Source organism: Niallia sp. Marseille-Q9988 (assembly GCF_976954375.1).
In genome coordinates this window covers 349,384-373,701 of record NZ_CDRJSZ010000004.1, presented here as the reverse complement: position 1 = coordinate 373,701, position 24,318 = coordinate 349,384, and the positions used below count along the sequence as shown (strand labels likewise).

At 36.2% G+C, this 24,318-nt stretch carries 19 protein-coding genes, 1 tRNA gene and 1 other RNA gene; 2 read left to right on the top strand and 19 right to left on the bottom strand.

Features of this window, described 5'->3' with window-relative positions; all coding sequences use genetic code 11:
• Window positions 1–140 precede the first annotated feature (140 nt).
• From arfA to ACWNMZ_RS08705, 5 genes are all read right to left on the bottom strand, one after another.
• A complete protein-coding gene (arfA, locus tag ACWNMZ_RS08725) occupies window positions 141–1,655 on the bottom strand; it encodes an arabinosylfuranosidase ArfA (RefSeq protein WP_449598589.1) in 1,515 nt (504 codons plus the stop codon).
• Between the two features lie 87 nt (window positions 1,656–1,742).
• Window positions 1,743–2,342 carry a YesL family protein gene (locus ACWNMZ_RS08720; protein WP_449598588.1) on the bottom strand — a complete coding sequence of 200 codons (600 nt, stop codon included), beginning with the start codon at window positions 2,340–2,342 and terminating at the stop codon, window positions 1,743–1,745.
• Between the two features lie 45 nt (window positions 2,343–2,387).
• Window positions 2,388–3,296 carry a carbohydrate ABC transporter permease gene (locus tag ACWNMZ_RS08715; protein WP_449598587.1) on the bottom strand — a complete coding sequence of 303 codons (909 nt, stop codon included), beginning with the start codon at window positions 3,294–3,296 and terminating at the stop codon, window positions 2,388–2,390.
• Between the two features lies 1 nt (window position 3,297).
• The gene (locus ACWNMZ_RS08710) at window positions 3,298–4,197 is read right to left on the bottom strand and encodes a carbohydrate ABC transporter permease (protein ID WP_449598586.1); all 900 of its coding nucleotides are present in this window, start codon (window positions 4,195–4,197) and stop codon (window positions 3,298–3,300) included.
• Between the two features lie 67 nt (window positions 4,198–4,264).
• The gene (locus ACWNMZ_RS08705) at window positions 4,265–5,620 is read right to left on the bottom strand and encodes an ABC transporter substrate-binding protein (RefSeq protein WP_449598585.1); all 1,356 of its coding nucleotides are present in this window, start codon (window positions 5,618–5,620) and stop codon (window positions 4,265–4,267) included.
• A 496-nt stretch (window positions 5,621–6,116) separates the two neighbouring features.
• Between ACWNMZ_RS08705 and ACWNMZ_RS08700 the strand changes: the two genes are divergently transcribed.
• Window positions 6,117–6,323, top strand: coding sequence for a YozQ family protein (locus ACWNMZ_RS08700; protein WP_449598584.1), 207 nt, complete (start codon window positions 6,117–6,119; stop codon window positions 6,321–6,323).
• A 152-nt stretch (window positions 6,324–6,475) separates the two neighbouring features.
• Here ACWNMZ_RS08700 and ACWNMZ_RS08695 read toward each other — a convergent pair whose 3' ends face one another.
• The 14 genes from ACWNMZ_RS08695 to ACWNMZ_RS08630 all read right to left on the bottom strand — a co-directional run bounded on the left by ACWNMZ_RS08695 (window position 6,476) and on the right by ACWNMZ_RS08630 (window position 23,199).
• Window positions 6,476–7,954: an aldehyde dehydrogenase family protein gene (locus tag ACWNMZ_RS08695; protein WP_449598583.1), complete on the bottom strand. Its 1,479-nt coding sequence runs from the start codon at window positions 7,952–7,954 to the stop codon at window positions 6,476–6,478.
• A 603-nt stretch (window positions 7,955–8,557) separates the two neighbouring features.
• Window positions 8,558–9,025 (bottom strand): IS200/IS605 family transposase, encoded by a 468-nt coding sequence (tnpA, locus tag ACWNMZ_RS08690; protein ID WP_100525941.1) that lies wholly within the window; start codon window positions 9,023–9,025, stop codon window positions 8,558–8,560.
• A gap of 1,052 nt (window positions 9,026–10,077) precedes the next feature.
• Window positions 10,078–10,413, bottom strand: a transfer-messenger RNA (tmRNA) gene (gene ssrA / locus ACWNMZ_RS08685).
• 172 nt (window positions 10,414–10,585) lie between these two features.
• Window positions 10,586–11,053: an SsrA-binding protein SmpB gene (gene smpB, locus ACWNMZ_RS08680; RefSeq protein WP_031539863.1), complete on the bottom strand. Its 468-nt coding sequence runs from the start codon at window positions 11,051–11,053 to the stop codon at window positions 10,586–10,588.
• 124 nt (window positions 11,054–11,177) lie between these two features.
• Window positions 11,178–13,469 (bottom strand): ribonuclease R, encoded by a 2,292-nt coding sequence (gene rnr / locus ACWNMZ_RS08675; protein ID WP_449598612.1) that lies wholly within the window; start codon window positions 13,467–13,469, stop codon window positions 11,178–11,180.
• A gap of 66 nt (window positions 13,470–13,535) precedes the next feature.
• A complete protein-coding gene (locus ACWNMZ_RS08670; protein WP_449598582.1) occupies window positions 13,536–14,279 on the bottom strand; it encodes an alpha/beta hydrolase in 744 nt (247 codons plus the stop codon).
• 241 nt (window positions 14,280–14,520) lie between these two features.
• Window positions 14,521–14,754, bottom strand: coding sequence for a preprotein translocase subunit SecG (gene secG / locus ACWNMZ_RS08665; RefSeq protein WP_031540682.1), 234 nt, complete (start codon window positions 14,752–14,754; stop codon window positions 14,521–14,523).
• A gap of 802 nt (window positions 14,755–15,556) precedes the next feature.
• Entirely contained in the window at window positions 15,557–16,852 is a 1,296-nt protein-coding gene (gene eno / locus ACWNMZ_RS08660) for a phosphopyruvate hydratase (protein WP_031540681.1), read from the bottom strand.
• Between the two features lie 36 nt (window positions 16,853–16,888).
• Window positions 16,889–18,424, bottom strand: a complete 1,536-nt coding sequence (gene gpmI / locus ACWNMZ_RS08655) for a 2,3-bisphosphoglycerate-independent phosphoglycerate mutase (RefSeq protein ID WP_031540680.1) — start codon at window positions 18,422–18,424, stop codon at window positions 16,889–16,891.
• On the bottom strand, window positions 18,417–19,178 hold the full coding sequence (gene tpiA, locus ACWNMZ_RS08650) for a triose-phosphate isomerase (RefSeq protein WP_031540679.1): 762 nt from the start codon (window positions 19,176–19,178) through the stop codon (window positions 18,417–18,419). The genes gpmI and tpiA overlap by 8 nt, the downstream gene beginning before the upstream one ends.
• Window positions 19,179–19,212: 34 nt before the next feature.
• Window positions 19,213–20,397 (bottom strand): phosphoglycerate kinase, encoded by a 1,185-nt coding sequence (locus ACWNMZ_RS08645; protein ID WP_031540678.1) that lies wholly within the window; start codon window positions 20,395–20,397, stop codon window positions 19,213–19,215.
• Between the two features lie 112 nt (window positions 20,398–20,509).
• Window positions 20,510–21,520, bottom strand: coding sequence for a type I glyceraldehyde-3-phosphate dehydrogenase (gap, locus tag ACWNMZ_RS08640; protein WP_031540677.1), 1,011 nt, complete (start codon window positions 21,518–21,520; stop codon window positions 20,510–20,512).
• Window positions 21,521–21,574: 54 nt separating this feature from the next.
• The gene (locus ACWNMZ_RS08635) at window positions 21,575–22,591 is read right to left on the bottom strand and encodes a sugar-binding transcriptional regulator (protein ID WP_031540676.1); all 1,017 of its coding nucleotides are present in this window, start codon (window positions 22,589–22,591) and stop codon (window positions 21,575–21,577) included.
• A gap of 536 nt (window positions 22,592–23,127) precedes the next feature.
• A tRNA-Arg gene (locus ACWNMZ_RS08630) sits at window positions 23,128–23,199 on the bottom strand.
• A gap of 500 nt (window positions 23,200–23,699) precedes the next feature.
• Between ACWNMZ_RS08630 and clpP the strand changes: the two genes are divergently transcribed.
• On the top strand, window positions 23,700–24,305 hold the full coding sequence (gene clpP, locus ACWNMZ_RS08625; protein ID WP_031540675.1) for an ATP-dependent Clp endopeptidase proteolytic subunit ClpP: 606 nt from the start codon (window positions 23,700–23,702) through the stop codon (window positions 24,303–24,305).
• The last annotated feature ends 13 nt before the right edge of the window (window positions 24,306–24,318 follow it).

Below are 24,318 nucleotides of genomic sequence, written 5' to 3'. Positions count from 1 at the left end.
CTCCGCTCCATTACACTTCGTTTTTTAAACCTTTTCTAAAATAACAAACACGAACTTTTAAGTAATTTAATTACATTTTAGTTCGTGTTTGTTGTTGTTTGAAATACTTATGTCCCAGCCTCTTAAATAAGAATGAAGGACTACTTTCTTCTCAAACGAATGACATTCCAAGACATTTTTGGCAGTACAATTACTAATTTGCCATTTTCCATATAAGATTTCTTAGAGGCAATAGGTTTTACTGCCTCATGTTGAAGGGTGTTAATCGCCTTTGGGTCATCGTTTGCAAGGACAATATGCTCCTCAATGGAATATCCCTCAAATGACCGAATATCCACATCGACATTTAATTGATTGTCTAAGCTTCTATTAACAGCAAAAATAACAAGTTCCTCTTTCTCCTCATTAAAGACAATAGATTGATCTAAATATGGTACATCTGTAAAATCCTTTGAATCATATTTTGGTGAATCTACTATAGCTTGGATTGCAGTCCCACGACCATATACAGATGTATAATAGTATGGATAGAAAATGGTCTGTTTCCAAGAGCCCCCACCTGTTTCTGTCATTATTGGTGCAATGACATTTACTAATTGGGCAAGACAAGCTATTTTAACTCTATCTGAGTGATTTATTAAAGAATTTAGCAAACTACCAACAAGCAATGCATCTTCAAAATTATAAACATCCTCTAAAAGTGGCGGTGCAACACTCCAAGGTTCTATTTGTTTATCTTGATCATTAGAGTGGAACCATACATTCCATTCATCAAAGCTTAAATGAAGTTTTTTCTTGCTTCTCTTCTTTGCCTTAATATAATCACAGGTTGCGATAACCGTTTTTATAAAATCATCCATATCTAATGATTTTGCGAGGAAATTGGCTGTATCATTATCTCGGTTACCATAATAGGTATGAAGTGATACATAATCAACGTAATCATATGTCTGATCCAATGAAGTTGCCTCCCACTCAGGAAATGTTGGCATCGCTGTATTAGAGCTTCCGCAACTGACGAGCTCGATTCTTGGATCCACAATTTTCATTGCCTTTGCTGTTTCTGCAGCTAGTCTTCCATATTCATAAGCTGTTTTATGTCCAATTTGCCATGGCCCATCCATTTCATTACCTAGGCACCAAACTTTAATATTATGCGGGTCTTCATAGCCATGGTGTTTTCTTAAATCACTCCAATAGGTACCTCCTGGGAGATTGCAATATTCTAAAAGGTTACGGGCTGCATCAATTCCACGTGTTCCAAGGTTTACAGCCATCATTACTTCGGAATTCACTTGGTTTGCCCATTCAAAAAATTCATTCGTACCTACTTCATTTGTTTCGATGGAATTCCATGCTAGTTCCAATTTCTTTGGACGTTTCTCCTTTGGTCCTACTCCATCTTCCCAATTATAAGCAGATACCATATTTCCTCCAGGATAACGAACGATCGGAACTTGTAGTTGCCTTACTAACTCAATCACATCTTGTCTAAATCCATTACTATCCGCTGATGGATGACCTGGATCATAAATACCTCCATATACAGCACGCCCTAAATGCTCTATAAATGAACCATAAATACGGGAATCTATTTCCGATATTTTAAAAGATTTATCGATTACCATTTTTGCAGTTTTGATATTTTCAGTCATATTTCTCTCATTCCTTTTCCAATGGATTTTGATTTGCGTAATTGATTTTTTTTAGAAAAAATACTATTTAGATAATCAAAAAACCCCTTATTCAATTACCAAACTATTAGCGACTCTTTTAAGATAAATGCGGCTGTTTATGAAAGTTATAAGCGCGACTCCGATTAGAGCTAATGGAATCAACATTTGACAGAAGTAAATGATCAAATAGTCGATTACTACCATCAAGATGCTCATTGGTAAATTTTTAAGCGATAAAAATAGTGAGGTTCGTAATAGCTCTAAAACTGTCCCATCAAATGACCCTAAAACTGGAAAGACAGTAACGAAAAACAAAGCAAAAAGAAAAACTAGAAAGATATAAAAATAGTAAATGGTCAGTGAGTTATTTGCTGCAATTTCAAAGTAAAAATTACGAGAAGATAGCAACAACATGCCAAAACCGACAACGATAAGACCAGCCATCATATTTCTTACAAAATCCGTCTTGAATGATTGGTAAAATTCAGTGAAAACATTCATTTCTTTCCCATTAATTAGAGAAAACATACAACGATGGAGCGCAACAGTAGATGGACCAAGTGTAATTAATGGTAGACTAAACAATATCCACAAGAAATTTAAAACAATAAGGTAATAGAGTTTCCCCATCCGCTCCCAAAAAGGAGAATCATATCTTATTTTCATCGTTTCCCGACCTCCCTATCATCAACTTCAACTATTTCAGTGCCGTTATCCTTTTACCGCGCCTGCAGTCATACCTTCTACAAAGTACTTATTAAATATCAAGTACAGAATAAATAAAGGGAGAATGGAGAAGATAGATCCAGCCACAAGGACATCATAATTATTTCCATAAGGAGTTAATAACGTATTTAATCCGATAGGTAATGTGAATTTTTCTGCTGACCGTAAAACTATCAATGGCCACAGCATACTATTCCATGCCCCCATTGAACTTAGAATAGCCATAGCGGAGAATGCAGGTTTAGAAATGGGCATAACAATTCTCACGCAAATTCCATACTCACTACTGCCATCAATTCTTCCTGCATCCAACAATTCCTTTGGTATGCCTGAAAGATACTGCCTAAAGAAAAAAATGGTAGATGCATGTACTAAACCTGGAAGGATAACCCCCGCATAGGTATCTATTAATCCAAAACTAATCATTTGCTTATATAATGGCAACATTAATATTTCAAACGGAACCATCATTGTCGCAATAACTAAGAAAAACAATAAGTTTTTAAACTTAAAATGGTACATAGCAAAACCATAGGCAACAAAATAACAGATAATTAACGTCAAAATCACGGAAACAATGGTAATAATCAAACTATTCTTATACCAATCTAGGTAGCCAGTACTTCCATCAAAAAGATAGCTATAATTGACTAATGACCAATTTTCAAAATCTAAGTTTAGATTTAAGCCGTTTCTTATTAACATTTGACCTGGACGAAAAGATGCAAATAATCCTGAGATAAATGGGACAGCCACACTAGCACACAAAATGATAAAAAAGCCATTAATAAAAGTTTTCACTAAAGGATTTTTACCACCCTTATTTCCTTTTGTTATATCTAATGAGGAGTTTGATAAAGAATTATTATTTGGATTAGTCTTATTCTTGCTCATCCTATTTATCCTCCTTTTTAAACATGCCGCTTGAAAGCAAGTAGACCATGCTAATGGATAAAGCAACAATCAATAATACTAAGCCAACAGCAGAGGCATATCCTAAATCATTCTTTTCAATTCCTCTTCTATACAAATAACCAACAATGGTTAAACCAATATTTTTGGGAGAATTATTGCTTCCATATATCATAAAGCTTTCAAGAAACATTGCTAATCCTGCATATATACTGATGGTTGTAACATAGATTCTTGTTGGTTTAAGTAAGGGCAAAGTAATATGCCAAAATCTTTGCCATGCACTAGCACCATCAACTTTAGCCGATTCATAAAGCACTTCATCAATAGAGCTTAAGCCAGCCTCAAAATACAAAGTGTTTACTCCAGTCCATCTCCATGTAGCTAATAAAAGTAATGCAAACATTCCTGTTCCCCAATTTTTCAGCCACTGCTTTGACTCAAGGCCGAAAAAATTAAGGATTTGATTCATCAGACCAGAATCCATTTCACTAAACATATATCGAAATAAAATACCTGCAACTACTACGGAAACCAATGCCGGCAAATAAATAATCGATTTATAGATTCGTTTACCAACAATACTTTTCGAATTTAATAAAAATGCACAGAGCATTGGAATAGGAATTAATATAATTAACGTAAATATCGTGTAGATGACACTATTTCTAACAGCAATATGAAATACCTTATCACCTAACAGTTTTTCATAATTCGCAAGACCAATATATTCACTGTATCCGTTTCCAATATTATGAAAACTCATATTTATGGTCGAATACATTGGATATATCCAGAAGAATGACAAGCTAACAATAAACGGTAAAATAAACACATAAGGAGCAATTTTCTGAGAGAATAAAAAAGCTTGGATCTTCTTCAATTCGTTCCTCTCCTTTTCTATCAAAGTCTTTAAGATTGCCTTTATGAGGCAATCTTAAAGACTAAACTTATTCTTGTTCAAAATCTATCTCTGCCTGCGCATCTTCAAGAGCTTGCTTTACATCCGCACCGTTCTCTAGAACTTCATTTAAAGTAGTTAAATTAAACGCTTCATTGATAGTAGTAGTAATTGGCACTGTTTTAATTAAATTTACTTCATCCTGAATTTCTAATAATGTATCAAATGGATTATTAACAAAATATTTCACATATTCGTTCTCTTGATTATGGGTAATTTCTTTATTTGTCCACACCTTCGTATTTACTGGATCAAAACCAAGGATATTCCAAATTTGTTCCCCGCCTTCTTCCGTCAGTTTTGCCCAAGTCATAAATTCAGCTGCTAGCTCTGCATTTTCAGAGTCTTTATATACTACTGTTCCTGTACCGCCTGCACCATTCGAACGTTTTTGTCCTTCTTCAAACACAGGAGCTGGCGCAATAGCAAATTTACCAGACATCTCTGGCATATAGTCTGTAAATCGAGACATATACCAAATAGCTTTAGGGAAAGCAGCTACTTCTCCTTTTGCAACAGTAGCATAACCTTGCTCTGTATCAATTTGTCCTCCTGGAGTAACTTCTGCAATACCACTTTCCAACCACCCTTGTTGCATTGTTAGCATATTACTTAAAGAATCTAATTTCACATTTGCATTTTCAGGGTCTTCTACCCAAGATTCTCCATGTTCAGACATAGCTAATGTTAGCCAGTCAGCACCACCAGTATCAACAGAGGTCATATAAACTTCTCCGTTTGAAGCCTCTTTTAATTTTTCACCCGCTGCTGTAAAGTCATCCCATGTTTTAATTTGGGTATAATCAATACCATATTTTTCTAATATTTCCGTATTATAATACATCACTGTAGCCCCAACATGTGTTGGTACCCCATAATAGTTACCATTTTTTTCATAAGCATCTAATCGGGATGTTACTAAATCTGCTTTATATGGCTCTACATAACTATTTAATGCCAACCACGGTACTTCTCCGTCTAAATAGTTAGGAAATTGGCCAATTTCCACATCTGCTAAATCAGGAATTCCTTCCCCTGATTGAACTGCTAAAGTTAGCTTTGTATGCATATCTGCATACGGATATACGGTAAACTTAATTTGAATTTGCTTATCTGGATTCGCTTCATTCCATTTATTCAACATTTCACTATAAAACTTTTGATGTAAATCAACAAACAGCCACATGTCCATTTTCGCACCATCTTCTGGACCTACTGTAGTGACCTCAGACTCTACCTCTTCTGTGTTTTCTCCATTTCCACTAGAGGAATTCGAACATCCAACAACTAAAACTGCCATCAAAAGAATAACAAAATAGGAAAATACATTTTTGGGTAACCTCATAAATTTTGCCCCCATTCGATTTTTGTATTTCTAGAAATTCAAGTATTTACAAGTACTTTATATGGATTAACATGCTCACCCCCTGTAATTAAAACGCTTTCATCATTAGGTATATTACCATTGACTAATTTTTATGTGCAATTTCATATACGCACTTTTTTATTTTTTTCAAAAAAATGTACGTATATATAATAAACATTTTCGTTAATTGAATATTTCTCCATTCCTTTCTTACTTTTTCTACTATCAGAAATAAAATATGTGTGTTCTAAAATATCTTGGCAATACAATCCATTTATGTAGGCAAGATTAATTGTTTTATTCATCATGTCTATGGAAAATTTGACCACACATCTTTTGTTTTTTTATGGAAAAAAGGTGCTGCTGTATAAACTACTTGGTGTCACTTTTTCACAAATTCAACATTACATGAGTAATTTTTCATATTTAGAAGAAAATACATCTGTAGAAGTTATTACAAAAAGGAGTGTTCATATTGAAAAAGAAGAATGCAAATCAAAATACAGAACTTGCCGGACGTGTTTTTGATCCAAGTGATTATGAAAAAAAGGATGAACTTTCATCTGGCTTGGCTACAACTCATGAACAAGCTACAGATACATATACAGAAGGGGAAATTGGTGCAGTCATTGATGATGTCGATGGGGAAGATATTCAAATTGGTAAAAAAGCAAAGAAGTAACGGGACTAGCTAGAACTTGATAAATATAAAGTAGTTTTTAAGATACTAAAATAGGGACAATTTTCCAAGTAAAGGAAGTAGTCCCTATTTTATTTCGTTTTATTCTATTTTTTGTTAATCAATTAGGAAAAACAAAACTAAATTTTCCACTTTTACTCAGGAATATAGGGTAACTCAAGGGTTTTTGGAAGATTGATGACATGTGTCTCTACATAAGATTTTAATCCTTCCTCCCCGTACTCTCTTCCAACACCAGACTGTTTCACCCCACCAAATGGGAACTGAACGTCCAAACCTTGAACAGCCGCTGTATTAATCATCGTTGTACCAGCTTCAATTCTGCGTGCTACTTTCACGGCATGCTCTTCCTCCCCCCAAACAGAGCTTGTTAAACCGTAAATACTTTCATTGTGTAATTCAATTACTTGTTCTTCATCATCAAATGGCAAGATTGGTACAGTTGGTCCAAATTGTTCTTCTACTACAATCGGATCATGATAATCTGCTCCTAGTACTACAGTTGGCTGAAGAAAATAACCGTTGTCCATTAGCTCTGGATTTATTATTTTCCCTAATGGAATCACTTTTGCACCTTTACTTTTAGCATCCTCTACAAGGCTACGTACATATTTCACCTGGTTTTTATTATTTACAGGCCCTACTGTCACATCTGGATGAAAAGGATCACCTAACCTTATCCATTTATTTGCTGCTTCGATATATTTTTCTACAAAGGCATCATAGATGGAACGATGGACATATATCCGTTTAGCAATCATACAAATTTGTCCTGCTGTTAAAAAGTTTGAAATGACCATTCTTCTCATCGCTTTTTCGTCGTTAACATCAAAATCCTCTAAGACAATTGCAGCATCATTTCCGCCTAGCTCCAAGGTCATCTTTTTAATTGTTTCTGATGCAGCTTTCATAATACTTTTGGCAGTTTTTGTTCCACCAGTAAAGGCAATTTTCGCAACTTTAGGATTAGAGGTTAGTTCTACTCCCACTTCTGCATCCCCATGTACAAGATTGAGAACACCAGGGGGAAATTCATTTGCAATGATTTCAACCACTTTGCTAACAGCTAAAGGAGCAAATGGGCTAGGCTTAACAACCATTGTATTTCCAGTCAATAAGGCTGGGGCAATTTTTATGGTGGATAAAGAAATAGGATAATTCCATGGGGAGATGGCAGAAACAACTCCAACTGGATCAAATGTAATAATGGTTCTTCCATTTTCATGTTCTTTTTCCTGTGGACTAACGACTTTCTTCACATTCTTGCATGCAAATTCCATCCACATCAGAGAGATTGCGATCTCTCCTTTAGAATCATATAATGCCTTCCCATGTTCTCTTGATAATAAAGTAGCTATTTCAGGAGTTGCGTCCTTTATTTTTTGGATAGCCCGCTCCATTCTTTCTATTCGATCCTCCACTTTCGTCCATGCCCAACTTTTTAAAGCATCATATGCTGCATCTATCGCTTGTACCGTTTCCTCTTTCGTATTCAGTGGAGCATATCCTACAATCTCATCAGGATGAGTAGGATTTTCACGAGGAGCCTGTTTTTCCGTTGGTACTTTCTCTCCATTGATAATAGCATGTATGGTTATTGGTTCATTTGGCATATTATGATGCCTCCTTTTCAATTCTTCATTAACATAATTAGTATGAATTAGGTTGTAATAGTATATACGGTGAGTATGTTGAAATTAGACGACTCTTCCTAATCCATTTAGAATAGAGAAACGCATTTACAAATTACTTCACTAATATCTTTATTATTATTCCTCTTTGATATAGTAGGAAAACACAATTTGCTTTGTAATTTTTCCCACTTGATAGGGCTTCTTAAAAAATTATCCATACTAATAAAATAAAACAACGAATAGCAACTACTACTTTTAGGTAGCATCGGCTATTCGTAATTACACTTAAATATAAAATATAATGTAAATTATTGCTTTAAATATTAAGACAAATTCGTTTAATATTGCTTTTATCCATTATCTAGATTCTTTCTTTATTTCCCCAAAACCTCTGCCCCAATTCCAATTTTCTTTAATAGATCAATCAGCAGTACTATTTATTGTCAATCAAAACCACCAGTGTGAACTGGTGGTTTGCTCTGCGGCTAAAAGCCTCTCTTACCGGCCTCGGCCTTAAAGGCCCACTGAAAAGGTTTCCCTTCTGCACCACATTCACTCACCAATTCTAAAGAATTTCTTTATTTACTTCCGATTTTTCTCACCCGTGAACGGATCGAATTCTTCGAACAACGTTAGCTGATCAGCCATATAATCTTCTTTCAGCTGATTTCTTATATATTCTTGTATTTGTTTCTTATTTCTCCCCACGGTATCAACGTAGAAACCACGACACCAAAATTTCCGATTCCCATAGCGATATTTCAAATTCGCATGTCGATCAAATATCATCAGGCTACTTTTTCCTTTTAGGTAACCCATGAACTGCGATACACTTAATTTTGGTGGAATACTAACCAACATATGGATATGATCCGGACAGGCATTTGCTTCATGTATAATGACACCTTTTCTTTCACATAGCTCTCTTATGATTTGTCCTATACTCTTTTTGTATTTGCCATAAATAATTTGCCTTCTGTATTTTGGGGCAAAGACTATGTGATACTTACAATTCCATGTTGTATGTGCTAAACTGTTCATGTCCTTCATAAGGGCATACCTCCTTCTTGCGTGAGATAAAGTGGTCGGGAAACCAACTTTATCCTACCATGAAAGGAGGTTTTTTTGTTACCTCGCTATAAGCTCTCCGGAACCCCCGGCATAGCCAGGGGTTTTCGAAACCATCAATAAGAACCAACCTAATGTATGATTTTAGGTTGGTTATACTCTTATTTAATTCAATTAAACAGTATTATTGTTTGTCTATTATTTATTTACAAATCCCCAAAAATAGAAATTTTTTTGTTGACATACTATTTTTTCTAAAATATTCTAATACATAAATATCATTCAGGAGGTAATAAATAGGAACAATGGGAGGTTGCATATCACGCAGGAATATTGATTTGAGAGGGTAGTATTACTTTAACAAAAGGCATAAGTGGGAATACAGAAGACCATGTATTACTATCCCCTCCACAGATAAAGAGTAACTAGATTACCTTCATCAATTGATAGATGGTGTATTAATACGGAAAAAGAACTACAAACCTGATACTCATTAAAACTCTTATACGTTAGTAATAAAAAAGAAAAATGATGTATTTTTTATTTTGGAGAGAATCTCTCCCTTTTTACGAATCCATAAAAAAAGAAATTGAGCCCAATGGATTTTAAATAACTACAATAAAGTTACACCTAGAAATGGAGAATATAATAAAATAATGCTTAAAGAGAAACATTCTTTTGAATCTTAATTCTTTAATCTCTGATTGTTTTTAGACAAAATAAAAACCACCAAATATGTATTTGGTGGAGACGGTGGGACGTGCAATTCCATGCTTTCGTCATGGCACTGACTATATCTTGAACCTGTAATATTTAGTTAGGTCCTCTGGCGTCTTATACGAAATATAAATTTACTTTAAAGTAGCATTCCGTATCCTAGTGCTACCAAATTCTTGGCAACCTATAAGTCGATACACGGCTGTTGAATTACTTCACATACCGCTCGGCATTGCCTTATCACAGATAATGTGACTTAGGTTTCACCGATAAAGCCAGATTTTCACTTATATGTTACCATACAAGGCGACTAAAATTAATCGAACCCACGTCCAGAAACATCGGCACTTAAGCTTCTACGAGTGTAGTCAACATATTCGCATTTCGCTTATTCTTCTGCCTGTTGACAGGCGTCCGATAAGCTAGTCTGGTTGTTCTCTTCCTTCTTCCTCAGACGGTGGAATCCGGCGTAGCCCACTTAAATTGAGTCCCTGACCCTACCACATGGGCGATGGAGGGAGGAACCGCTAAGCGCTATTAAGCAGCTAAAGCGAAGTTGTTTTGTTGTTTGCCAGTTATAGGCTTTGACGTTTTAACGAGGCCGATCCCCTCGACTCGCAACCTAAGCTCGAACTATCCCTGTCGAATCCGTAGCGTCCCCATTATTAGGATAAAATCAAGCAATTGTTACATTACATGATTCCCGCTTTAATAGAAAAGCGTAACGTTTCGGAAGCTCTGAAATAGGAGCTTAAAGTTATGTTGTCATATCGACATAAGTTATTATAACATAACTGAAGCGTATTTCAATTGTAAAGTTTTGGATTACATTTTTTGCCTTTCACGTAAAGCACGTTCGATGCTACGATTTGCCTCTTTACGTTTTAAGGTTTCACGCTTATCATAGTTCTTTTTACCCTTACCTAGACCAATCAAAACCTTTGCATATCCATTTTTAAAATAAATCTTTAGTGGGACTAAAGCATAACCTACTTCTTTTGTCTCCCCAATTAATTTATTGATTTGTTTTCGATGTAATAAAAGTTTTCTTGTTCTTAAAGGGTCATGATTGTATCGGTTTCCTTGCTCATAGGGACTAATATGCATTCCGAGCAGGAATACTTCTCCATTAATAATGCGTGCATATGATTCCTTTAAGTTTACTCTTCCAGCACGAATTGCTTTGATTTCTGTTCCTTGAAGAACAATCCCTGCCTCGTAAGTCTCCTCAATAAAGTAATCATGATTTGCTTTTTTATTCTGTGCAACTAATTTCCCTTCACCTTTTGGCATGCCTCTTCCCCCTACTCTGCCAATAATTTTATCAAAAGAATGTCTATTATACAAACATCCCCTGCACGTGGTTTCCTTTTTCAGATAGAAACCACATGCAATTTAATGCTTAGCAAATTTTTAGTTACCGTCTCTTTTTCTTTCGCTTTGCTTTTGGTGCATTTTCGAAATGTTTTCGATCATTCTTTCCTTTACGGCGAGATTCTCCAGGTTTTCCTTTTCGATCCGTATCTCTATCTGATTTACCTTTACGCGGTGCACGAGAAACACTACCAGTAGAGAATACTTTGCCATCTTTCTTTGGATCTCTGCGGCGTGTTCCCTTCATGCCGACAATTTCAAAGTCTATTGCGCGTTCATCTTTATTTACATTTACAACACGAACCGTAATTTCGTCTCCAATACGGAAGACCTTTCCTGTTCTTTCGCCAATCATGGCAAAATGACGTTCATCATAACGATAGTAGTCATCTGTCATATAACTGACATGGACAAGTCCTTCGATTGTATTTGTAAGCTCTACAAACATTCCAAAATTCGTAACGGAGCTAATAATACCATCATATTCTTCGCCGATTTTATCAAGCATGTACTCTGATTTCTTCAACTCATCTGTTTCACGCTCAGCTTCTACTGATCTTCTTTCCATACTAGAAGAGTGCTCTGCTATTTCTGTTAAGCGGCTATTCCATTTTTCTTGTGTCGCTGAACTGATATCCCCTTCAATTAAATACGTCCGAATCAATCGATGGACGATTAAATCTGGATATCGTCTAATAGGTGAAGTAAAATGCGTATAGAATTCAGTTGATAAACCAAAATGTCCTAAACTTTCAGGGTAGTATTTCGCTTGTTGCATCGATCGCAGCATGACCGTTGAAATAACCATTTCTTCCGGCGTTCCTTGAACTGCTTCGATAATTTCCTGTAATGCTCTAGGATGGACAGAATTTGCTGTTCCCTTCACAATATAGCCAAAGTTTGTAATAAACTCGAAGAATCTTCTTAGCTTTTCTTCTTTTGGATCTTCGTGAATACGATAAATAAACGGAACCTGCATCCAATGAAAATGTTCCGCAACTGTTTCATTGGCAACAAGCATAAATTCTTCAATTAATTTTTCTGCAACAGATCGTTCTCTTAAAATAACATCCTGTGGCTTTCCATCCTCATCTACAAGTACCTTTGATTCTTTAAAATCAAAGTCAATTGCACCGCGTGTCATCCGTTTTTTACGAAGGATTGCAGCTAGCTCTTCCATTCGTTCAAACATCGGTACAAGCCCTTCATACTTGTCTCTTAATTCTTCATCTTTGTCATGTAAAATCGAGTTCACATCCGCATATGTCATGCGTTCCGTTGTTTTAATGACACTTTGAAAAATTTCATGTGAAACTACTTCACCATCTGACGTAATTTCCATTTCACAAGAAAGAGTCAAGCGATCTACTTTAGGATTTAAGGAACATATTCCATTAGATAAACGATGTGGAATCATTGGAATGACTCGATCTACTAAGTAAACACTCGTTCCTCTTTCCTCTGCTTCTACATCAATAGGAGAATTTTCTATTACATAGTAAGAAACATCCGCAATATGAACCCCTAATTTATAATGACCATTTTCTAAAATAGTGACAGTAACCGCATCATCCAAATCTTTTGCGTCTGCTCCATCAATGGTGACAATTGTTTCATTACGCAAATCTCGTCTATTGGCAATTTCCTTTTCATCTATCGTATCTGGAGCATTATTCGCTTGATCTAGTACATTTTCCGGGAAAGCTAGTGGTAATCCATGCTTATGTATTACCGATAAAATATCCACACCTGGGTCATTCTTATGCCCTAGTATTTTGATAACTTCTCCTTCTGCATTCTTTCTGCCTTCTGGATAGGAAGTTAGTTTAACAACTACCTTATGCCCTTCGATAGCTCCTTTTGTACTGCCTTTAGGGATAAAAATATCCGTTGCGATTTTTTTATCATCAGGTATTACAAAGCCAAAATGCTTGCTTTCCGAATATGTACCAACAATTTGCTGTACGCCTCTTTCTATTATTCGGACGATTGTACCTTCTCTTCTTTGACCAGAACTCTCAGAAGTGACACGAGCTAACACAATATCTCCGTTTAACGCTGTTTTTACTTCATTTGGAGGGATAAAGATATCATCCATCCCTTGTTCTTCTGGAATAACAAATGCAAACCCTTTTGCATGTCCTGCTAGTTTCCCACGAATAAGGTTCATTTTTTCCGGTAAACCGTAACGATTGCTTCTTGTACGAACGACTAGCCCCTTTTCCTCCATCTGTACAAGTGCCTTTACAAAATCTTTGAAGTGAGAAGAATCCTCTATTCCAAAAGCCTCTTCTAATTCTTGCACCGTTAATGGTTTGTAGGCTTCATCTTTCATATAGGTTAATAACTTCTCGACATTTTCCTTAATTATATCTTCCAAACAAAAAACCTCCTTTGCTTCTCATTCTTTCCAATCTAGTTTTTCTAAAAACTGATAGAAATCTTCAAATACCTGTTCTTTCTCTTTATCATGTGTAATAACATGACTTGAGTTTTCATACCATTTTATGTCTTTGTAAATCGATTCCACTTCTTCATAAATAATATTAGCACTATTTGTATCAATCATTTGATCATGTCTTGCCTGTATAACAAATACGGGTGAATAGATAAGGTCAATAGAGTCTCTTACTTCTTTTATAAGATTTTGTAATTCCTTCAGTGTATTCATCGGTTTAAATTGATCCATTTCCTGTTCGATGATTTCTTCTGATTTTTTCTCGCGTTGCTTATAATTGCGAGCGTATTCAAGTACTCCTTCATACATTACTTCTTCACTCTTGATGTACATCGGAGCACACATTGTTACGATACCCTTTACAGGTACAGTGTAACCTAATTTAAGGGAAAATACCCCTCCTAAGGATAGTCCGCCAACGGCAATTTCTTCATATCCCATATCCTTTAAATGCTGGTATGCTTCCGTAACATCTTTCCACCAATCTTTCGGTCCAGATTCGACTAATTCTTCTGGCGGAACACCATGACCTTTATATAAAGGAACATAGCATGTATACCCCTTTGTATTTAAATATCTACCTAGCAAACGCACATCAGATGTATTACCTGTAAATCCATGCAATAACAGCACAGCACGTTTATTATCTCCTTTAAATGTTAATGGCTTCTGTTCTACTATTTTCATTAGATAGCGCTCCTTTATCTTATTATTTTCTCCTTCATCCTTATCTATAATTAAAATTACTATGTTAATTAGAAAAAGAACTATCTTTTATTGTAGTAAAAAAGAAATGGAAGAATCCAGTAATATGATTTTTCTTTAGTAAGGTCGTTCCTTCTTTAAATCAACACTTATGTATGATTGTATTCCGAAAAAAAACCTGACCTTTCATGGCCAGGTTTTTTATCTATACCGAATTTCGTTATTATAGATCAAAATAACTAACTGCAATCGTTAATACAAAAAATAGAATTGCTAAAACGATTGTTGCATTGTGAAGGATTAATTCTAAACCACGTGCTTTTTGTTTACCAAATAACTGCTCTGCACCACCAGAAATTGCTCCAGATAGTCCAGCACTCTTACCATTTTGAAGAAGTACTACTACGATTAATGCAATCGCAACGATAATCAATAAAGTAATCAAAACTGTGTGTATCATATCAAACACCTCCATTAAACCCAACCTACATTAGTTTAAATGTATCATATTTTATGTTTTGCCACAATAGTATGTCGCTTTCTTTGTCATAATAATTAGTAGAATATATTTATCCAGCATGAATGTATGGAAGAGTTCTCTTAATTACGCGATAACCTTTGAATAAGAAGCATCTGTTCCCTTTTCCTGCTGGATCTCTTGCTCTCGGGCTCAGAGAACGCTCCTCTGTTACCTTTTCCTGCTGGATCTCTTGTTTTCGGGCTCAGAGAACGCTCCTCTGTTACCTTTTCCTGCTGGATCTCTTGTTTTCGGGCTCAGAGAACGCTCCTCTGTTACCTTTTCTTGCTGAATCTCTTGTTTTCGGGCTCAGAGAACGCTCCTCTGTTACCTTTTCCTGCTGGATTTTTTGTATTCGGGCACTGAGAACGTTCCTCTGTTCCCTTTTCTTGTTGGATCTCTTGTTTTCGGGCTCAGAGAACGCTCCTCTGTTACCTTTTCTTGCTGAATCTCTTGTTTTCGGGCTCAGAGAACGTTCCTCTGTTACCTTTTCTTGCTGAATCTCTTGTTTTCGGGCTCAGAGAACGCTCCTCTGTTACCTTTTCCTGCTGGATCTCTTGTTTTCGGGCTCAGAGAACGCTCCTCTGTTCCCTTTTCCTGCTGGATCTCTTGTTTTCGGGCACTGAGAAATGATGCGGCTCCTCTTCTCCCTATTCTTTCACAATTATTAAAAAGCACCCTAGCTTATAGGAAATCTCCTAAAGCTAGGGTGCTTATCAAGTTAAGGAAAGCTTAACTTCTATTATTTCTTAAGGTTATAGAAAGATTTAAGACCATCGTATACTGCTAACTCGCCAAGCTCGTCTTCGATGCGAAGAAGTTGGTTGTATTTAGCGATACGATCTGTACGAGACATAGAACCAGTTTTGATTTGACCAGCGTTTGTAGCAACAGCGATGTCAGCGATTGTAGCATCTTCTGTTTCACCAGAACGGTGAGAAACAACAGCTGTGTAACCAGCACGTTTAGCCATTTCGATAGCTTCGAATGTTTCAGTTAAAGTACCAATTTGGTTAACTTTGATAAGGATTGAGTTAGCAATACCTTTTTCGATACCTTCAGCTAATTTTTTAGTGTTTGTAACGAATAAATCATCACCAACTAATTGTACTTTAGAACCGATACGGTCTGTTAATAATTTATGACCTTCCCAGTCGTTTTCATCTAATCCATCTTCAATAGATAGGATTGGGAATTCGTTAACTAACTCTTCGTAGAAAGATACTAATTCTTCAGAAGTTAAACCATTACGGCCTTCTCCAGCAAGATCATATTTTCCAGTTTCTTTGTTAAAGAATTCAGAAGAAGCAACGTCCATTCCTAAGAATACATCTTTGCCTGGCTCATAACCAGCTTTTTTGATTGCTTCGATGATTACTTCTAATGCTTCACGGTTAGAACCAAGGTTTGGAGCGAATCCACCTTCATCACCTACAGCAGTGTTTAAACCTTTTGCATGTAAAACAGCTTTTAATGCATGGAATACTTCAGCACCCATACGTAGAGCTTCTTTGAAAGTTGGAGCTCCTACTGGCAAGATCATGAATTCTTGGAAATCAACGTTGTTATCAGCATGTGAACCACCGTTGATGATGTTCATCATTGGAGTTGGTAATTGTTTTGCATTGAATCCACCAAGGTAACGGTATAAAGGTAATCCTACTACTTCAGCAGCAGCATGTGCAGCAGCCATAGATACACCAAGGATTGCGTTAGCACCTAATTTACCTTTGTTTTCTGTACCGTCAAGTTCGATCATTGCTCTATCGATTCCAACTTGGTCAGTAACGTCCATACCGATAATTGCTTCAGCGATTACTTCGTTTACGTTTTCTACTGCTTTAAGAACACCTTTACCAAGGTAACGAGATTTGTCACCATCACGTAATTCAACTGCTTCGTATTCACCAGTTGAAGCACCAGATGGAACTAGTGCGCGACCAAAGAATCCTGATTCAGTTAATACTTCTACTTCTACTGTTGGGTTACCACGTGAATCTAATACTTCACGAGCATAAACTTGTTGAATATAAGGCATATTTATTCTCTCCTTTAAATATAAAAATCTTAAATCTTATTTTTTAATAATAGATGTTCCAGTCATTTCTGCTGGTTTATCAATTCCTAATAAATCTAACATAGTAGGAGCAAGATCTCCTAAAATCCCATCTGTACGCAACTCAGCATTCTTATCTGTTACGATAACAGGAACTGGATTTGTTGTATGTGCTGTCATTGGTGTTCCTTCAAGTGTTACCACTTCATCAGAGTTACCATGATCAGCTGTGATAATTGCTTTACCACCTTTTTGTTCTATTAAAGTGATAATTTTGCCTAAACATTCGTCCACTGTTTCAATCGCTTTGATTGTTGGTTCAAGCATTCCGGAGTGCCCAACCATATCAGGGTTAGCGAAGTTTAGAATAATAGCATCAAAATTATCTGCTTCAATTTCCTTCAATAGTGCATCTGTTACTTCATATGCACTCATTTCAGGTTTTAAATCATAGGTTGCCACTTTTGGTGAATTGATTAAGATACGTTTTTCACCAGGGAACTCAGCTTCACGTCCACCACTCATAAAGAAAGTAACATGTGGATACTTTTCTGTTTCAGCGATACGAAGCTGTGTTAATCCGTTTTGTGAAAGTACTTCACCTAAAGTGTTATCCAAGTTTGTTGGCTTGAATGCAACATACCCATTTACTGTTTCACTAAAATGAGTTAAACATACAAAGTAAAGATCTTTTGGATGTTTTTCCCCACGATCAAATGAACGGAAGTCCTCATTTGTGAACGTATTAGAAATTTGAATTGCACGGTCAGGACGGAAGTTATAGAAAATAACAGCATCTTCATCTTTAATTGTCGCAACTGGCTCACCGTTCTCTTTTGTGATTACAGATGGAAGTACGAACTCATCAAAGATTCCGTTATTGTAATTATCCTCTACTACTTGTAATGGATCAGAGTATGCTGGTCCATCGCCATATACCATAGCACGGTATGATTTTTCTACACGATCCCAACGCTTATCTCTATCCATGGAATAGTAGCGCCCAGAAATGGTAGCAAATTCACCTACACCGTATTCAGCCATTTTTTCTTGTGTAGCTTTAATGTATTTCTCAGCAGTCTTTTGACCGACGTCTCGACCATCTAGAATACCGTGAATATATACATTTTCTACGCCTTCTTCTTTTGCTAAACGAAGAAGTGCAAACATATGCTCAATATGGCTATGAACTCCACCATCGGATAATAATCCGAATAAATGAAGATTTTTGCCTTTTTCTTTTACATGCTTAATTGCATTAACGAAAGTTTCGTTTTTGTAAAACTCGCCTTCTCTAATAGACAGGTTAACTCTTGTTAAACTTTGATATACGATCCGGCCGGCACCGATATTCAAATGTCCAACTTCTGAGTTACCCATTTGTCCTTCTGGAAGACCAACAGCTTCCCCACTAGCTACTAAAGTAGAATGAGGGTAAGAGTTCCAATATTTATCGAAATTAGGCTTATTTGCTTGTGCTACAGCATTACCCATGCGTTCGCTTCTTAAAGCAAAACCATCTAAAATGATTAAAGCTACTGGAGATTTACTCATTCTTACCTGCCTCCAATAAAGCTAAAAAGCTTTGAGCTTCTAGGCTAGCTCCACCTACTAATGCTCCATCAATATCTGGCTGTGCCATATATTCTTTAATGTTCTCAGGCTTTACACTACCGCCGTATTGAATACGGATGTGTTCAGCAACCTCTGAAGAAAATTGTTCACTTACTACTTTACGGATATGTGCACATACTTCGTTTGCATCTGCAGAAGTAGAAGATTTACCTGTTCCAATTGCCCAGATTGGCTCATATGCAACAACTGTTGCTTTCGCTTGATCTGGAGTTAAGCCGTTAAGCGCTTTTGTTACTTGAGTTGCAACAAAGTCATTTGTTTCGCCGTTCTCTCTTTGTTCTAGTGTTTCACCACAACAAACAATTGGAGTTAAACCATTTTCAAATGCAGCGATTGTCTTCTTGTTAACAGACTCATCTGTTTCGTTAAAGAACTCACGACGCTCCGAATGACCAAGTACTACATATTTTGCACCGATATTTTCTAATGCTACTGGGCTGATTTCACCAGTAAATGCACCATTTTTTTCGAAATGCATATTTTGTGCACCGATTTTTACATCTGTGCCATCTGTTAATTCTACTAATTGTCCTAAAAATAACGCAGGAGCACAAACAACTGTATCCACTTTTTCACTTGATGGAACAGAAGCTTTTACTTCTTGAACAAACTCAACCGCTTCAGGAAGCGTTTTGTTCATTTTCCAGTTACCTGCAATAATTGGCTTGCGCATTGTTTACATCCTTTCATGCATATCTATAAAGATATTATTTGTCGTTTAATGCCACTACACCTGGAAGTTCTTTACCTTCCATGAATTCTAATGAAGCACCGCCACCAGTAGAAATGTGACTCATTTTATCCGCTAAATCAAATTTTTCAACTGCTGCTGCAGAATCTCCACCACCGATTACGGAATATGTATCTTGAGATTCAGCAAGTGCTTCAGCTACTGCTTTTGTACCTGTAGCGAATGCATCTAATTCGAAAACACCCATCGGCCCGTTCCAAATTACTAATTTAGAACTTTTAATAACATCTGCATAGATTTCACGTGTTTTAGGTCCGATATCTAATGCTTCCCAATCAGATGGAATTTCTTCAATAGAAACTGTTTTGATGTTAGCATCGTTAGAGAAATCATCTGCAACTGTAACATCAACAGGCATATAAAACTTAACGCCCTTTTCTTTTGCTTTTTCCATATATGATTTAGCAAGATCGATTTTGTCTTCTTCTAATAATGATTGACCAACTTCATGACCAAGTGCTTTAACGAAAGTATAAGCTAAGCCTCCGCCTATGATTAAGTTATCAACTTTTTCTAGAAGGTTTTCAATTACTCCAATTTTATCCTTAACTTTTGCTCCACCAATAATAGCAGTGAATGGGCGATCAGGATTGGATAAAGCTTTACCAAGAACATCTAGTTCTTTTTGCATTAATAATCCAGATACAGCTGGAATATGATGAGCAATTCCTTCTGTTGAAGCATGGGCACGGTGTGCAGCACCAAATGCATCATTTACAAATACATCTGCAAGCTCTGCATATTGTTTTGCTAACTCTGCATCATTTTTTTCTTCTCCAGCATTGAAACGTACGTTTTCAAGAAGGATTACATCTCCTTCTGAAAGCTTGCTGATTTGTGCTTTAACAGCTTCACCGTATGATTCATCAGCTTTTACAACTTCTTTACCTAGTATTTCAGAAAGACGTTTTGCAACAGGAGTTAAACGTAACTCTTCTACAACTTCACCTTTTGGACGTCCTAAGTGGCTTGCAAGAATAACAATTGCTCCACTTTCTACTAAAGCGTTAATAGTTGGAAGTGCAGCTTGAATTCTTGTTTCATCAGTGATTTGTTGATCTTTCATTGGTACGTTAAAGTCAACGCGAACAAAAGCTTTTTTCCCTTTTAAATCGATATCACGAATTGTTTTCTTATTCATTATAGGTACCCTCCACTGCATATTTTTAAAATAGCGGAAACAAAAGTTGTTTCCGCTGTTTGATTAAAGGGGGTGCTTATTAACTCGCACATATTTCCATTGAAAAGGGAAATTATTTTGTTGCAAGTTGTGCAAAGTGCTTAACAGTTCTTACTAATTGGTTAGTGTAAGACATTTCGTTATCATACCAAGCAACAGTTTTAACAAGTTGTTGATCACCAACAGTGATTACTTTTGTTTGAGTTGCATCGAATAATGAACCATAGCTAATTCCGATAATGTCAGAAGATACAAGCTCTTCTTCTGTGTAACCGAATGATTCGTTAGCAGCTTCTTTCATTGCAGCGTTGATTTCTTCAACAGTAACTTTTTGGTCAAGAACAGTTACAAGCTCTGTTAATGAACCAGTTTTAACTGGAACACGTTGAGCAGCACCGTCTAATTTACCTTGAAGTTCAGGTAATACTAAACCGATTGCTTTAGCAGCACCAGTTGAGTTAGGAATAATGTTTTCAGCAGCTGCACGCGCACGACGGAAGTCACCTTTTGGATGTGGAGCATCTAAAGTGTTTTGGTCGCCAGTGTAAGCGTGAATTGTAGTCATTAAACCAGATACGATACCATATTTATTTTGAAGAACTTGTGCCATAGGAGCAAGACAGTTAGTAGTACAAGAAGCACCAGAGATAACTGTTTCAGTTCCATCAAGAACGTCATGGTTTACATTGTAAACAACTGTTTTCATTTCGCCAGTTGCTGGAGCAGAAATAACTACATTTTTAGCACCTGCTTGAATGTGAGCTTCTGCTTTTTCTTTAGTTGTGAAGAAACCAGTAGATTCGATAACTGTATCTACACCAAGTTCTCCCCATTTAAGGTCAGCTGGATTTCTTTCAGCAGTTGTAACAACTTTTTGACCGTTTACTAAGAAGTATCCTTCATGTACTTCGATTTCACCTTGGAAAGTTCCTTGAGATGAATCATATTTTAAAAGATGTGCTAGCATTTTAGTGTCAGTTAAATCATTGATTGCAACCACTTCTAATTCTGGGTTTTCCATGATTTTTCTGAATGCTAAACGTCCGATACGTCCAAAACCGTTAATACCTACTTTTACTGTCATTATAAATTTCCTCCTCTAATTTTAAGAGTATTAAATATATAAAGGGATTTCCCATTATATCAATTTTTTTGCGGCTCCTTCATCTGTTATTAAAATAGTTGAAGTTGGTGCTTCTTTTAAATAAGCACGTATAGCCTTTGATTTAGATGCTCCACCAGCTACAGCGATAATATTAGGTACGGAAGATAAATCTTCTAGTCTAAGGCCAATTGTTTGGACCTTATGGACAACCTCTCCCTCTTCATTGAAGTAATACCCAAATGCCTCACCAACGGCTTCCGCATTCTTAATCTTTTCTAGATCGCTTTTAGTTGTATTTCTACGATTCGCCATCGTAAGCGCCTCGCCTATACCATGAACTAAAAGGTTTGCTGAACGTATAAGTTTTAATACTTCACTTATACGAGGGTCGTTAGAAATGCTTTTGTACATCTCTTCACTGACCTCATCTGGAGCGTATAAAACTCGATGTTTTGAAGCAGTATGGTCTGCCATCATGGAACAAATTGTATTTGCCTGATTTTTGACATCTTCTCCTATTCCACCACGAGCAGGAACAAATAATAATTCGCCATCTGCAACACTTGGTGTTAGCGCATCAGCAACAGAAGACATAGTAGTCCCACCAGTAACTGCGATGATATTATTTCCCTTTAGGAGAGATTTCATACAATTTGCTGTCGCAAGTCCTAATTCTTTTTTTACCCATGGAGAATGATCACTGTCTCCCGCAACGATAATTACCTTACTGATGCCAAGTTTTCGTTGCAGTAGCTGCTCCATTTCGTTAATACCCGTTACTTCTCTCATTACACTAGAAAGACTTTCCAATACTTCTTCCCCTTTTAAAGTGACTGTCATGCCGATGTTTGAAATATGTATAAGCTGCTGATCTTTTAAAAACTCGACTTCACTTCTCAAGACTCTTTCGGTCAGTCCTAGGCTCACTGCCAGACTTCTTCTTCCGACAGGCTGCATATTCTTAATGTATTGCAGAATATAGTACCTTTTTTGCATAACTGTAAGTAAATCAGGTAATAATCTTTTTTGAATCTCAATAAATGAAACCATGCTTGATGCGCTCCTTCACTTACAGTGGTCGCAAGAAGTCCCACATAGACATTTTTCGTCCCGGGTACTACAAAAAAAATAACTTCCCTGCTACAAGAACAATTCTAACACCAGTATAGTATGAATTCAACTGATATGTGTCTATTTTTTGTAAAATTTGACGAAAAAGTGTCGTTCTTTCTTTTCTTACTATTTGGAAAAAATGAATAATTATTCCCTTAATTTTTAATTGTTTTTTTGAAAAAGGAAAATGGTGTTTGAATGAAAATATTAAGCAAGTATTAATAACTAAAAAGAGGAATTTTGATATTTGAATACTTTACATGAAAACCTTTCTTTAAACAGTAGTCTTTATAGAAATATAATAAGGTAGTAATATAAACACAAAGCTTCTCACAAAGGAAAAACAGCCTAAAAGCTGAATCAGCAATCTGATTTATTTTTAGGTACTAAAAATAGAAGCAAAATAAAAAGGTTTTTCTAAAGAATCGACGATTGTTAGAAACTTCAGAAAAACCTTTTTATTATTTTATTAGCGCCCTCGGAGGGAATCGAACCCCCATTTTAAGAACCGGAATCTTACGTGCTATCCGTTGCACCACAAGGGCATCGTGTATAACTTGCGCCCCATTGAAGTAACGCCTTCATATTATAAGCGAAGTTACTATTTTATGCAATAGATGATGTTTAAAAATAGGAGCAATGGGTATCATGTAGAAAGGATTGTAGAGGAAATAAAAGGATGGATCTCCTTATACCTTCAAGTATCGACTTCCCAATGAAACGCTATTGTACTTTTAAAATTAGGCTCTGTTATTACGTGATTCCCCGCTTATTCGGAATTATACTGTTAATTTGCCAATCATAGTATCGTTAACATTCTGTTATAATAGAACTTAAAATTTAAAAATATACGTAGCAACAACTTTAGAAAAACTGCTATAAAAAAAGATGTCGAATGATATTTTTAGGTATTTAGGCTTTTACGTTTGACCTTAATTGACCATCCGTGTATCATTAGGATTACATACAGTTTAGATGTTTTTCATCTTACTGAAGAAACAAATACTTATCGTTTTTGAACAGACATTATAAAGGAGGATTTTAAATGAATTTAATTCCTACAGTTATTGAGCAAACAAACAGAGGAGAACGCGCTTACGATATTTACTCCCGTTTATTAAAAGACCGTATTATTATGCTTGGTAGTGCTATTGATGATAATGTAGCTAACTCTATCGTATCACAGCTTTTATTCTTAGAAACAGAAAATCCTGAAAAAGATGTATCGATCTATATTAATAGCCCAGGCGGAAGCATCACTGCTGGGATGGCCATTTATGACACAATGCAATATATTAAGCCAGATGTTCAAACAATCTGTATTGGTATGGCTGCATCTATGGGTGCCTTCTTACTTGCTGCTGGTGCAAAAGGGAAGCGTTATGCTCTTCCAAACAGTGAAGTAATGATTCACCAACCACTTGGTGGAGCTCAAGGTCAAGCAACGGAAATTGAAATTGCTGCTAAACGTATTTTATTCTTACGCGATAAATTAAACGGTATTTTATCTGAGCGTACTGGTCAACCTATTGATATTATCGCAAGAGATACAGAACGCGACAACTTTATGACTGCTGATAGAGCAAAAGAATATGGTTTAGTTGACCATGTTATCAGCCGTAATTCTCTAGAAGACAAAAAAAATAACTAATTCACACACTAAC

Excerpts from the sequence above, each read along its gene's own strand:
- arfA (WP_449598589.1), bottom strand. The coding sequence starts at position 1,655 with ATGACTGAAAATATCAAAACTGCAAAAATGGTAATCGATAAATCTTTT.
- ACWNMZ_RS08720 (WP_449598588.1), bottom strand. The coding sequence starts at position 2,342 with ATGAAAATAAGATATGATTCTCCTTTTTGGGAGCGGATGGGGAAACTC.
- ACWNMZ_RS08715 (WP_449598587.1), bottom strand. The coding sequence starts at position 3,296 with ATGAGCAAGAATAAGACTAATCCAAATAATAATTCTTTATCAAACTCC.
- ACWNMZ_RS08705 (WP_449598585.1), bottom strand. The coding sequence starts at position 5,620 with ATGAGGTTACCCAAAAATGTATTTTCCTATTTTGTTATTCTTTTGATG.
- ACWNMZ_RS08695 (WP_449598583.1), bottom strand. The coding sequence starts at position 7,954 with ATGCCAAATGAACCAATAACCATACATGCTATTATCAATGGAGAGAAA.
- tnpA (WP_100525941.1), bottom strand. The coding sequence starts at position 9,025 with ATGAAGGACATGAACAGTTTAGCACATACAACATGGAATTGTAAGTAT.
- smpB (WP_031539863.1), bottom strand. The coding sequence starts at position 11,053 with ATGCCAAAAGGTGAAGGGAAATTAGTTGCACAGAATAAAAAAGCAAAT.
- rnr (WP_449598612.1), bottom strand. The coding sequence starts at position 13,469 with ATGAAAGATGAAGCCTACAAACCATTAACGGTGCAAGAATTAGAAGAG.
- ACWNMZ_RS08670 (WP_449598582.1), bottom strand. The coding sequence starts at position 14,279 with ATGAAAATAGTAGAACAGAAGCCATTAACATTTAAAGGAGATAATAAA.
- eno (WP_031540681.1), bottom strand. The coding sequence starts at position 16,852 with ATGCCTTATATTCAACAAGTTTATGCTCGTGAAGTATTAGATTCACGT.
- gpmI (WP_031540680.1), bottom strand. The coding sequence starts at position 18,424 with ATGAGTAAATCTCCAGTAGCTTTAATCATTTTAGATGGTTTTGCTTTA.
- tpiA (WP_031540679.1), bottom strand. The coding sequence starts at position 19,178 with ATGCGCAAGCCAATTATTGCAGGTAACTGGAAAATGAACAAAACGCTT.
- ACWNMZ_RS08645 (WP_031540678.1), bottom strand. The coding sequence starts at position 20,397 with ATGAATAAGAAAACAATTCGTGATATCGATTTAAAAGGGAAAAAAGCT.
- gap (WP_031540677.1), bottom strand. The coding sequence starts at position 21,520 with ATGACAGTAAAAGTAGGTATTAACGGTTTTGGACGTATCGGACGTTTA.
- ACWNMZ_RS08635 (WP_031540676.1), bottom strand. The coding sequence starts at position 22,591 with ATGGTTTCATTTATTGAGATTCAAAAAAGATTATTACCTGATTTACTT.
- clpP (WP_031540675.1), top strand. The coding sequence starts at position 23,700 with ATGAATTTAATTCCTACAGTTATTGAGCAAACAAACAGAGGAGAACGC.